General features: G+C 44.3%; 10 protein-coding genes. 5 read left to right on the forward strand and 5 right to left on the reverse strand.

The window, feature by feature from the left end:
• Positions 1-66 precede the first annotated feature (66 nt).
• Positions 67-747 (forward strand): hypothetical protein, encoded by a 681-nt coding sequence (locus QZU58_RS04185; RefSeq protein WP_294495221.1) that lies wholly within the window; start codon positions 67-69, stop codon positions 745-747.
• An 85-nt stretch (positions 748-832) separates the two neighbouring features.
• Positions 833-1,096, forward strand: coding sequence for a DUF2498 family protein (locus QZU58_RS04190; RefSeq protein WP_294462939.1), 264 nt, complete (start codon positions 833-835; stop codon positions 1,094-1,096).
• Between the two features lie 95 nt (positions 1,097-1,191).
• Here QZU58_RS04190 and dapE read toward each other — a convergent pair whose 3' ends face one another.
• From dapE to rluB, 5 genes are all read right to left on the reverse strand, one after another.
• A complete protein-coding gene (gene dapE / locus QZU58_RS04195) occupies positions 1,192-2,346 on the reverse strand; it encodes a succinyl-diaminopimelate desuccinylase (RefSeq protein WP_294495224.1) in 1,155 nt (384 codons plus the stop codon).
• A 334-nt stretch (positions 2,347-2,680) separates the two neighbouring features.
• Positions 2,681-4,093, reverse strand: a complete 1,413-nt coding sequence (gene pykF, locus QZU58_RS04200; protein ID WP_294463403.1) for a pyruvate kinase PykF — start codon at positions 4,091-4,093, stop codon at positions 2,681-2,683.
• Positions 4,094-4,371: 278 nt separating this feature from the next.
• Positions 4,372-6,390, reverse strand: a complete 2,019-nt coding sequence (locus tag QZU58_RS04205; protein ID WP_294495226.1) for a hypothetical protein — start codon at positions 6,388-6,390, stop codon at positions 4,372-4,374.
• Between the two features lie 214 nt (positions 6,391-6,604).
• Positions 6,605-8,185 (reverse strand): CBS domain-containing protein, encoded by a 1,581-nt coding sequence (locus tag QZU58_RS04210; protein ID WP_294495227.1) that lies wholly within the window; start codon positions 8,183-8,185, stop codon positions 6,605-6,607.
• 137 nt (positions 8,186-8,322) lie between these two features.
• Complete coding sequence (rluB, locus tag QZU58_RS04215; RefSeq protein ID WP_294495229.1) at positions 8,323-9,573, reverse strand: 23S rRNA pseudouridine(2605) synthase RluB; 1,251 nt, start codon at positions 9,571-9,573, stop codon at positions 8,323-8,325.
• Between the two features lie 343 nt (positions 9,574-9,916).
• Between rluB and QZU58_RS04220 the strand changes: the two genes are divergently transcribed.
• The 3 genes from QZU58_RS04220 (at position 9,917) to QZU58_RS04230 (ending at position 11,781) form a co-directional block, all read left to right on the forward strand.
• Complete coding sequence (locus QZU58_RS04220; RefSeq protein WP_294495231.1) at positions 9,917-10,384, forward strand: methyltransferase; 468 nt, start codon at positions 9,917-9,919, stop codon at positions 10,382-10,384.
• Between the two features lie 217 nt (positions 10,385-10,601).
• Positions 10,602-10,940 (forward strand): cell division protein ZapA, encoded by a 339-nt coding sequence (locus QZU58_RS04225; protein ID WP_294463004.1) that lies wholly within the window; start codon positions 10,602-10,604, stop codon positions 10,938-10,940.
• A 247-nt stretch (positions 10,941-11,187) separates the two neighbouring features.
• Complete coding sequence (locus tag QZU58_RS04230; protein WP_294463003.1) at positions 11,188-11,781, forward strand: 5-formyltetrahydrofolate cyclo-ligase; 594 nt, start codon at positions 11,188-11,190, stop codon at positions 11,779-11,781.
• Positions 11,782-12,078: the final 297 nt, after the last annotated feature.

A 12,078-nucleotide genomic window follows, 5' to 3' on the forward strand; every position in this document is an offset into this window, starting at 1 on the left:
GAACATTGAATAAAGTTCCATAACACCGGAATAACGACGGAAAAACAACAAACACAGAGAAGTTAAATGACTGAACATCACCACTGCAGTGACTGCAACGACGGCACCCACGGTTCATACAAACCAAACAGAAAGATTGAATTTCTAAAAGCCAGACTGGCAATGATCGTCGACAGCCGTCTCTACAAGAATGTTCCTCTTAAGGGAATTCTTGAGCTGGCCAGTCTTATAAACCCTACAAGCCTGATGCTTTTCAGCACCGACAGTGATTTTATTGCCGATTTTTCATCAAAGGCATCAGAACTCGAAGAGATGGTTACCCTGTATGCCCCAAAGAATGAAGACATGAACACCTTTATTCCCGTATGCAGTCCCAAAGCCGCCAAAATTCCTAAAAACGTGGAATTTGCGAAGGACCGGGACGTACTTGCCTCTTACGAGAATGAAGACCTGCTGAAAAATCTGTGCGACATTCAGGTTGAAAACAAACTGAGTCTTATTCCCCTGCCTCTTACCGACATGCTGATTTTAAAAAGCATTACCACCGTTCAGCCTTACGACCTGCCTCTGGCAAGACTTTACCTGAAGCAGTATACTGAAGCGAAGGAAGCTCTTACGGAAGCTGACAGAAATCTGCTCAGAGACATCAAGGAACAGGGACTTCCTACACTTGATGACAGCTACAGTGAACAGGTATACAGATTCCTAAAGGTTGAAAGAAAGCTGTTCACCCAGTATGCCCACTGATTTTTTTATCGTTCCGGCGTTCCCGCGTCTGATTAAAGACCTGTGACCCCGGATGTTTTTTAAGTTAATCATGAGGAACATAATTATGTTTATGGGACAGGAAGATACAAGAAAAGAAGCAACCGCTGAGGAAATCTTGACTCTTGCTAATAAAATGATTAAAAGTGACTACGACTACATGGACGGCATGCATGCCGATTCCGTAACACAGAACGGAGAGGTTCTGGTTTTCAAGGGAGAATTCTTTCTGGATGATGACGGACTCCCGACTCCTAAAACCAATGCCGTATTTAACATGTTCAAGAAGGTAACCACCGTTCTTTCAAAGCAGTACAAGCTTAAACAGTAATCACGCAATTCCGCATGAATACGACACATAATAAGAGAACCGGGAGACGGATGAAATCGTCCCCCGGTTCTTTTATTCCGAAAAACAGAACCTGACTAGACCATCAAATCCTCAAGTACCTTTTCATATATAAGGGCCAGCTTTTCCAGATCTTCAGCTGACGTACACTCGTTGGCTTTATGAATCGTTTCACTTATGACTCCGAGTTCCATAACCTGACACCCGTCAAACCTGGCAATAAATCTGCCGTCTGACGTTCCCCCTGCAGTTGATTCCTCAGCTTCAATACCGCAGATATCCCTAACGGCCTTTTTGGTTATGTCGAGAAGTTCTCCGGTTCTCGTTATAAAGGGAGCCCCGGCAAATTCCCAGTCGATACGGTAGTTAAGCTTATGTTTCGTAAATATCTCATCCGTAATGCGTTTGATCTCATCGGCGGTTATCTCATTACTGAAACGCCAGTTAATCTGAATGAAGCACTCACCGGGAATAATATTGGAAACTCCAAAACCTGCTTTTATATTGGGGATCTGCATTGATGTAGGCGGAAAATACTCGTTTCCCCTGTCCCATACATGTGACACCAGTTCATTCAGTGCCGGTATTGCACTGTGCACCGGGTTATTACCCAGATGAGGATAGGCAACATGCCCCTGGATTCCGAATACACTGACATTTGCGGTAAGAACTCCGCGTCTGCCGATTTTGATTGTATCTCCAAGCATCTTTGAGGAGCTGGGCTCCCCGATAAGACAGTAATCAAGAATTTCATTACGCTCGAGCAGTCTGCTTACCATATGCGGAGTTCCGTTCACAAACTTCCCCTCCTCATTGCTGGTAATCATCAGAGATATTTTACCCCTGTGATTGGGATGCTTTTCCACAAAGCGCTTGGCAGCCATCACCATGGCCGCAAGTCCGCCCTTCATGTCTGCAGTTCCCCTGCCGTATATCATGCCGTCATGAATAACCGGATCAAAGGGACTGTATGCCCAGGCGGAAAGATCTCCGGGCGATACCACGTCGGTATGGCCGAGAAAACAGAAAATCGGACCTCCGTTGCCGTGTGTTGCGTACATGTTGGTTGTATCAATATGAGACAGATTTTCTATATGAAATCCCGAATCACGAAGTTTTGTGGCTATAAGTTGCTGACACCCCTCATCCTTGGGAGTTACTGAAGGCTTTGACACAAGCTCCATGCACAAAGAGACTACTTCCTGTCTGTTTTCACCATGAGAATCATTCATAAAAACCTCCCTGTAATGTCACGCATCCGCTTCCGAATACCAATATATGCATTAATTCAATATATCACATCACCGTTATTCAGGTTAAAACATCAGGATCTCTCCCGCCAAATAAGTGATAAGATTCGGGATTTCACGACTTCTACAACATTTTTATCCGTTTTCTGGATGTTTAAGTGCTTTTTGGCCATGCATATGCGGAATATCGTGAACAAAATATAAAAAGGTGTAACCGGAGACTCGCTCTCTTGATACTGAAACTGGATACAGACAAAAAAGGCGCTGCATATCTGCAGCGCCTTTTCTTACATTCTGTACTGTTGTTCTTTAAATATTAGAGAACGTGTACTGATGAGGTGTTGGTGGTACCAGCTGGAACTAAAGCACCTGAAACCATAACTACGGTATCACCGGCCTTAGCGAGACCAGACTTGATAGCGAGTTCCTTACCCTTCTTGAAGAAGTCATCGGTAGACTTGAATGCTTCAACAACCTGTGGAGTTACACCGCGAACGATACATAACTGACGTGCAGCCTTAACATCGTCGGTTAACGCAAGGATGTTAGAGGTTGGGAAGTACTTACGTAATGCACGTGCAGACTTACCCTTGTGGGTAGCAACGATGATTAATGGAGACTTTAAGTGTTCAGCGATTTCTACAGCACCCTTACAAACTGCTTCAGTTACGTGTAAAGATGAAGGAGTGTCGATGAAACGTGGCTGAACCATGGTATCGGTTAAGTCACAGATAGAAGCCATGGTGCGAACTGCTTCACGTGGGTACTTACCCTTTGCAGATTCGCCAGAAAGCATAACTGCGTCAGTACCGTCGAAAATAGCGTTTGCAACGTCACCTGCTTCAGCGCGGGTTGGACGTGGATTCTTCTGCATTGAATCAAGCATCTGGGTAGCGGTAATAACAATCTTACCTACTTCGTTACAACGACGGATGATGTGCTTCTGAGCAATGATAACTTCCTGAGGTGGAATTTCAACACCGAGGTCACCACGGGCAACCATGATACCGTCAGATGCAGCAAGGATGTCTTCGAAGTTATCGAGACCTTCCTGGTTTTCGATCTTAGAAATGATCTTAACGTCCTGACCGCCGTTGATGTCAAGCCAGTTACGAACGTCTTCAACGTCCTTCTTCTTACGTACGAAAGAAACAGCGATAAAGTCTACGCCTCTTTCAATACCGAATACTAAGTCACCCTTATCCTTTTCGCTTAAAGCAGGGAGATTGGTGATAACGCCAGGAAGGTTAACACCCTTCTTGTTACCGAGCATTGCGTTGTTTAAAACTTCACAAACAGCTTCAGTTTCTTCAGCGTTCTTAGATAAAACCTTTAAGCCGATTAAACCGTCGTCGATAAGAATGGTGTTACCTACGGCGATATCCTTTACTAAACCTGCATAGCTTACTGAGCAGCGTTCGTTGGTGGTGTATGAAGGATAGTCGGTAGTTACGGTGAACTTCTGACCCTTCTTTAATTCTACTTCACCGTCATTAGGTACTTCACCAGTACGGATTTCAGGACCCTTGGTGTCAAGAACAATGGCAAATACCTTACCGGTTTCCTGCATGATAGCATTGATAGTGGTAATACGTGCGCCCTGTTCGTCATGGTCACCATGAGAGAAGTTCAAACGCATTGCATTCATGCCTGAATTAAGAAGTTCCTGGAGAACTTCACGTGGCTCGGACTTTGGTCCGATAGTACATACCATCTTAGTCTTTTTCATAAGATACGATCCCTAATATTACATAATATATGATGAATAATTTTCCCAGTACAAGCGGAAATTTTTGCGCATTTTACAGTAAATTTAATAAAAATTAAAGCACAATCATAGCTGTTATCAAAAAAAATTACTCTTTTTCATCATAATTCATGCATCATGCAGCGGGGGCTCCATTCCATACATAATTCATGAAAAAGCCTATTCACATTATGAACAAAAGCGGATGACATTTTTACAAACATCATCCGCTTCTCTGAATCCGGGTTACACGTCAGAAACTATTCGGCTTTCTTTTCCGGGTTTTCAGACTGCGACTCTTTCACCGGATTTTCATTACCGGAGTCTGACGAAGAGTTTCCGCTCTCTGAAGAATCGACCTCTACAGCCTTAAGCTGAGGCTGGGATTGCTGTTCTGAGGTCTGGGATGAGTCAGTCTCATTCCCGGTGGCGGAAGCATCTTCTGAGTGTTCTTCCTCTTCTGCCACGACGTCTTCCTTTTCAGGAACAACAACGTTCTTGACCTTCTTATATTTATACAGTCCCTTAACAACCTCATCATAGTTTGCTCTGATGAAACGGACAAAGGCTAAATCCTGCTGTGAGTATTTTCCGAGATCATTCTCCTTTTCAGCCGTTCTGAAATCATCAACACTCTTCTCGCGCACAACAATGAACTTAGGTCTGAAATAGTTGATACTGCTCAGCACCTTGGTCTTAAAGTCATAAGGAGCCATCAGCTGGGTAGTGATAAGATACGGAGACGATGTGGTTCTGTCGGTCCAGATGTAGTACTGGTACATGTTTCCTTCAACCCAGATCTTGTCATTGAGTTCAGTGTTCTCGTTAATGATACGTACCTTCTGTGCCGTACTTTCATCCCAAGGTACGCCAACGGTGTGACCTATTGAAAGCGCATAGACAGAAATTATGACGGAAATAAAGATGCTCAGACAGAGAAATACCGTATGGCTGTGTCTGTAGAATCCGAACCAGCGTCTCATAAAGAACACGGCAAGACAGACGGCCAATGCAATGACGGCATTAATACCGGCGTGAATGTAGACATCCGGCTGTTCCCATTCCTGTCTGTTCCATTCCCATATTGCATGCTCAGAAACCAGGAACACAAGCAGGAACAGAATGGTCAGGAAACTGATATGAATATCCTGCTTTACGTGCAGATATCTGTGCATCAGAAATGCCAGAGGTATGAACATGAACGGCAGATACAGCTGATCATAATGGTCATATATATGACCTGTAAGGCTGTTAGCCACAATGGTGGCAACAATGCCGAAACCTAAATAAAGGAAGAACCATCTGCGGTCATTTCCCTCTCTGCTCACAAACAGAAGATTGTCCTTACTGTACATGAGCCATACAAAACCTGCCAGAATAATCCAGAGTCCGGTTCTCACAAAACCCACGAAACCTGCAGAAAGATCCGGAATGTTGAGATTGTAGGCCTGTTCGTTGAAATGAATGACAATGCTGTAGAACACCACATTGTTTACCAGCTCCATTCCTCCTTCGAGATAGAAGTAGAGGAAATACAGTCCAAACACGACAAACATGGCAAGCACCACGGACAGCAGCATTTTCATGGCACTTGAAAGTGAGCCGGCAGAACAGTAGAAAAGGAAGAGCATGGCATACCATGCAACGAAATAAGCCCCGTTGTTAAAATGAATTGATGTTGTTATCGCAAAGGCAAAAGCCGGAATCAGGCCGATACTCCAGTTAAAGCGGCGAAGATTGAACAGCAGTGCGAACGGATAGCTGGCTATCATTGCGAGATAAACCGCATAGTCTTCCACCATGTCGCCGTAATAGTAGCGGAGCCCCAGCAGGGATATAACGGTAACGATCGAACAGAAGCGGGAAAGAGGACTGAACTTAAACAGACGCAGAGCCAGATCGACGCTGACGATGCCGAATACCAGAAACAGGGTTTCTATAAATGCAATTCCCTGATATCCGCCCAGACGGTAGCCGACCATATTGATGAGATAGATACCCGGACCTTTGATGTCAATCATGTCCTGATACGGAATTTCTCCGTGAGCCCACATCTTTCCGAAAAGCGCATATACAGAAGCATCAAATCCGGGAGCATGTCCGTACCACAGAGGGTTGAGGAAGGAAAAAATAATACCCACAATGCAGAGCGCAAAAAGAATCAGTTCATGTTCCCTGATTTTTGAAAGCTTTTCCCATAAAATCTTTCTTATATCGGTTTTCACGCTTACATCAGGTTTTTTCTGCTCTGTCGTATTGTACATCATGTCACCACGCATCAATATTGGTAATACCGTCCGTCACTTTCTCTCTTCCGTTAAAACGGATACGGTATTTTCTCAGTCTTCCATATAATTCCGTAATAGATTATACAGATTCAGACAACAAAAACATTAATAAGTTTTATATCAGACCGCTGCATTGGTTAAATTTCAGTTCCGGTCTCATTTTCCTGCATTTCACATAAAGGCTCTTGGCTTGGCCTGTCCGGCTTTACTTTTCGTTATCGTTTTCTCCGGTAACCTTTATGTTCACGACCTCAATGGTATGGTCCCTGACTTCCTTCACAGTCAGCAGACAGCCTTCAGTCTGAACCTGAGCCCCGACATCAGGAAGTATCTGCAGTGTTTCCATTATGAAGCCTGCAACGGAATGATAATGGGTTCCCTGAGGAATATATATTCCAGTCTGTCTTTCCAGTTCGGTAAGAGAAAGATCGGCCTGAACATCAAATGATCCGTCCTTTTTCCTTACACAGTCAAGAATTTCGGACTTCTCCGGCAACTCGCCTGCTATCTCTTCCATTATGTCCCTGAGAGCCACAATACCCTCAAAGTTGCCGAATTCATCAACCACAAACGTCGTGTAATTCTTAGCAGTCTTCATCTCCTCAAGGCAGGTAAGCACACTTACGGTCTCAGGAATGTAGAGAGGCTTACGTATAAGATTCTTAAGCACTACTTCTCCGTGTCCCTTTATGAGCTTTTCCAGGAGTTCGGTCTTATTTATTATGCCTAGAGGATTATCCCTGTTGTCATCGGTGTATACGACAATGTGTGAAAAGGCGTTGCTCACCATGTCACTCAGCACATCCTTGTACGGTTCACTGATGTCAACCATAACAATGTCCCTTCTGGATGTCATTATGGCTCTCACCGGCTGATAATCGAGTCCGAGAACTCTGGATACAAGATCCTTTTCCTCTCTGGCAAAAACATTGTCTACGGGAGGAGAAACAATGGATTCCTTTATGTTCTGGAGCTGATTGTCACTCTTGACTCCGAGAATTCTCAGCACAAGACCGGCAGCCAGTTCCCTGCTGTTGTTACGAATGTTCTTATCAAGCTTAAGATTGTTCTTTCTGGCAATCTGGTTGAATATTTCTATCAGAATTGAGAAACCGATTGAAGCGTACAGATATCCCTTCGGAACATGAATGTGAAGACCGTCGGCCAGCAGACTGAAACCAATCATCAGCAGGAAGCTGAGACACAGAATAACGAGCGTCGGATGACTGCTGACAAAGACGGTAAGAAATCTGCTTAGGGAAACCATCACGCACATGGCAATAATTACAGCAAACATCATGATAAACACGTGTTCACACATGCCCACGGCTGTGATTACGGAATCCAGGGAAAAAATGGCATCCAGAACCACAATCTGCATTACCACCATCCAGAAAGCTCTTGCCACTGCCTTGTCAGAACCGGATGTTTCAGATGAATCCCTGCCTTCAAGCTTTTCATGAAGCTCGCTTGTGGCCTTGAACAGAAGGAACATGCCTCCTATGAGGAGAATTATGTCTCTTATCGAAAAACCTATCCCGAAAACCGAAACTACGGGATCCTTGAGCGTTACTACCCATGAAATTGCGGCAATAAGGCACAGTCTTGTCAGCAGAGCCAGTCCGAGACCTATGTATCTTGCCTTGTCCTGCAGTCTGCCCGGAAGTTTTGAGGCAAGAATCGCTATGAACAGAAGGTTATCTATGCCCAGAACTATTTCCAGAATTACGAGCGTAAACAACCCGACCCAGGCGGAAGGCTCGGAAACCCACCCCATGTCAAACATAATAATCAGTCCTTTACTTTATATCTTTCATATTAATATCAAACCGCATACGGCCGTTTTTTTACCGTCAGAAAAAATCCTGTATCCGTCATGCGGATACAGGAAACTGTGATTCATCTTTTCAGACGGATTCGGTTCTAGCGGTCACCTTTACGACTCTCACGTCTTCTTCCGGCATGCTCATGACGCCCTTCAAAGCCTTTACCGTCACGACCGAAGTATTCCCTGCCGCCGTGTCTGCCGTCATTGGACCTGAAACCTTCATTATCTCTTCCAAAACGACCTGAACGTTCGCCGGTCTTCTTTCTTTCTCCGTTATACGGTGCAAACTTGTTTTCAGGAGAACCGTGGCGCTTTCCGGCAGACTTTCTGTCTCCGCCGTTCTCTGCGGCCACCCTGTACAGTCTGCTCTCGAAAGCATCATTTCCTGCTGAAGAATTCTTTTTAAAATCCTTTCTGAAATCTCTCGAAACTGAAGATTTTCCCTGTGCGTCTCTGTTTCTGCCCGTTGCGGCAGATCTGTCAAAGCCGCCGTGACGGGACTGATTCTTGTTCTGGCTGTTGAAATTCTGCACCGCACGGCGAACCTGACGGTTCTTTACATAAGCCTGTCTTACGGTCAGTTCCTTGTCATCCACAAAAGTTTCCGTTTCAGGCTTCATGCCTGCAACCTCACGAAGAGCATTAACTTCTGCAAGATTGAGTTCTCTCCAACCGCCTACAGGCAGTCTGTCAAGTTCAACGTTGGCATAACGTATTCTTTTAAGACGGCTGACCTTAAAGCCGAGGGCTTCCCACAAACGGCGAACCTCACGCTTACGGCCTTCCTTGAGAACCACGTTGTACCACTGGTTAATACCTTCACCGCCGACATATTCAACGCTGTCGAAGTGAGCCGGACCATCTTCAAGCTCAACACCTGTCTGGAGCTGGCGGATCTGATCAGCGGTAACGCCGCCGAAAACTCGTACCGCATATACTCTCTCTATCGCATGACTCGGATGCATCAGACGATTCGCAAGTTCACCATCGGTGGTAAAAAGAAGGAGACCGGAGGTATTGATGTCCAGACGGCCGATATAAAGCCATCTGCCGTTACTCACGACCGGCAGTCGATCAAAAACGGTAGGACGCCCCTCAGGATCGGAACGTGTACACATCTGCCCTTCAGGCTTGTTGTACATAAGCACGCGACAAACGGACTTTGGTGAATTAGAAGTATGTATAATCTGCCCGTCCACCCGGATAACCTCGGTACCCTCAACACGATCACCGAGTTTGGCGATTTTACCGTCGACACTCACACGGCCGGCGGAAATGTATTCTTCCATGCTGCGGCGTGATCCCACACCGATTGCAGCAAGCACTTTATGTAATTTTTCGCTCATAAAAACCTATAAACCCTTTATGCGATATATTCTGCCTCACGGCAGAAACAACCTGTCTCACGACAATTTGACCAATACGTATATTCAAGCAGGCAGTCAAAGAATAATTTCGGAAGCCGTTTTCGGGATACTGAATTCCCGTCACATAACACTGACGCCTTTCAGCCGCTTCAGCAGTCGAGCCATCCGAATGCTACTTGTCATCAGCGTGTATTATATTTTATTTGAGTCTAAAAATACAGTGTCATTAGATATACGTTTCCCGATATTAAGGCGTATAATGTCCGCTAACCCCGGTTCACATTAAGATTAACTGCTTTTTACTCAGAGAAGACATGCGTAAATGACTGTTTCAGCAAAAAAATCATTCATTCTGAGAATACTGCCGCCTCCGGCCGTATTCAGCCTTTTTGCAATTCTTCATGTTATTTTCGGATTCTCGGAAGACATGACTATTCCCGTCCCTCTCGGACTAATAAGTCTCATCCTGCTAGCTGCTGGAGGAGTATTAGCAGCAACATCTCTCTACCTGTTCTCGGCTGAAGGAATCAGCCCGCTTCCATGGAAAACAAACGACACGGTGCTTTTTACCGGGGGAGTTTACCGTCTCAGCAGAAATCCCATGTATCTGTCACTGATGCTCGGTCTTGCCGGAATAGGAATTACTTTCTGCCCTCTTTTACTTCTGATGACTCTGCCTATGCTGTTTCATTTTCTGAGCCTGATTACGGAACGGGAGGAAACTGTTAACGGAATTATTTTCGGAGAGAAGTTCTCGGAATACTGCAACAGAACCCGCAGATGGCTCTGATAACATGGAGAGCAGGAAACTCAGTCAGGCAAAACCTTTCGTGATGGCAGGCTTCTTTCCATAATCTGTGGCCGGACCGGCGGATATGGATTAAAATATAACCATCTATTGGCATTAGTGTATCTTAAACATACAAACAGACACGCAGGTCAAATTTTTCTCTTGAACCTGCGGCACCGCTGTGAAAGAATAAAAACGTTTGTTAAGGACAAACCGTATGGAAGCAAAAGACCAGACAGACAGTTCCGATGTAAAACAGGCAGAAGGAACCACCGTTACAGTATCGGTGCTAGACTGCAGTTTTCACATCACATGTCCAACGGAAAAAGCTGAAAGCATGAAGGAAGCAGAAAAACGTCTAAACGAAAAATTAGACGCTTTAAAGAAGCTTGCACCGGGCTTTTCCAATGAAAAATTAGCCATTTTGGCCGCTTTGGACATTTATCACGATTTAATAAATCAGGAATTGAAAATGTCATCTTTTGTAGATATAGTTAAATTAAGGTTGGATGAGCTGGATACCCTCGTTGAGGATAAATTAAAGAGTTCATCTTAACTGCAGAATACCTCGGGGTGTGGATGTTGCTTTTGGTCCTGAGCCGATGATACTAGATTAGAGGAATTACTTCTGCACGGTGTGCAGGCTCATTAAGTTGAGAAGCCTAAATGCAGGATATTTTTCTCGCCCTGAACTTGCGGGTTCTTGGTTTCGAATCGACACACATTCCGGGGACTTTTTATGGGTTTATAATAATCATTATAATTATTCTATTTGATTATATTTTATACGGGATTCCATAATCATGTTTACATCTCGTCCTTTACTACGTCAAAAAATAAGAGATCTCAGAAAATCAATTTCCCCTGAACTTCACGCACATTACTCATCTCAACTTATAGATCAGTTCTCCAAAAACGAGAGAATCAGAAACGCCGAAAGCGTGGCTCTCTACATCAGTGTTGACGGTGAAATTGATACCCACGGTGTAATTGAATGGTGCCTTGCCAAGGGCAAAAAGGTAGCACTTCCGGTCATTCATCCTTTTTCCAAAGGTCAGCTGCTGTTTCTTAAATATGATAAGAACACGGTGATGAATCCGAACCGCTACAATATTCCTGAACCGGAACTCAACGTACAGAACGTTGTTCCGCTTAATCACATCGACATCATCTTTACGCCTCTGGTTGCCTTTGACAATCAGGGGAACCGTCTTGGTATGGGCGGCGGTTACTACGACAGAACCCTGCAGTTCTATCATCAGGGCAAGAACGGACCATACCCTATCGGTCTGGCACTTGATATCCAAGAAGTTGAAAACCTCCCTACCGACACCTGGGACGTTCCGCTTCCTGAAATCATAACCCCAACCAGAAATCTCGTATTTAAGCGCGATTAAAAAACATTTAAATTCCTCCATATATATGTATAAATACGCCATATGTATTGGAGGAATTTCCTGTTCTGACCAGTTCCAAACTTAAGCAGAATGTCAGTTCTGCAGGATTTTGCCGTTTTTCACAACAGCCGGCATGCACCTCTTTTTTCCGGTGTTTTTACATACCCTAAAAATTAGATAACCATTACTCAATCTAGATTTTTTTTAATATATTTGATTTTTTAGCTGATATTTCTTTGATTTATCAGCATTTTTTATTGCTTTTGTATTGAGTATATATTATAATATAATATATAC

The sequence above is a fragment of the uncultured Ruminobacter sp. genome (assembly GCA_902764345.1).
Lineage (GTDB): Bacteria > Pseudomonadota > Gammaproteobacteria > Enterobacterales > Succinivibrionaceae > Ruminobacter.

Excerpts from the sequence above, each read along its gene's own strand:
- QZU58_RS04185 (WP_294495221.1), top strand. The coding sequence starts at position 67 with ATGACTGAACATCACCACTGCAGTGACTGCAACGACGGCACCCACGGT.
- QZU58_RS04190 (WP_294462939.1), top strand. The coding sequence starts at position 833 with ATGTTTATGGGACAGGAAGATACAAGAAAAGAAGCAACCGCTGAGGAA.
- dapE (WP_294495224.1), bottom strand. The coding sequence starts at position 2,346 with ATGAATGATTCTCATGGTGAAAACAGACAGGAAGTAGTCTCTTTGTGC.
- pykF (WP_294463403.1), bottom strand. The coding sequence starts at position 4,093 with ATGAAAAAGACTAAGATGGTATGTACTATCGGACCAAAGTCCGAGCCA.
- QZU58_RS04205 (WP_294495226.1), bottom strand. The coding sequence starts at position 6,390 with ATGCGTGGTGACATGATGTACAATACGACAGAGCAGAAAAAACCTGAT.
- QZU58_RS04210 (WP_294495227.1), bottom strand. The coding sequence starts at position 8,185 with ATGTTTGACATGGGGTGGGTTTCCGAGCCTTCCGCCTGGGTCGGGTTG.
- rluB (WP_294495229.1), bottom strand. The coding sequence starts at position 9,573 with ATGAGCGAAAAATTACATAAAGTGCTTGCTGCAATCGGTGTGGGATCA.
- QZU58_RS04220 (WP_294495231.1), top strand. The coding sequence starts at position 9,917 with ATGACTGTTTCAGCAAAAAAATCATTCATTCTGAGAATACTGCCGCCT.
- QZU58_RS04225 (WP_294463004.1), top strand. The coding sequence starts at position 10,602 with ATGGAAGCAAAAGACCAGACAGACAGTTCCGATGTAAAACAGGCAGAA.
- QZU58_RS04230 (WP_294463003.1), top strand. The coding sequence starts at position 11,188 with ATGTTTACATCTCGTCCTTTACTACGTCAAAAAATAAGAGATCTCAGA.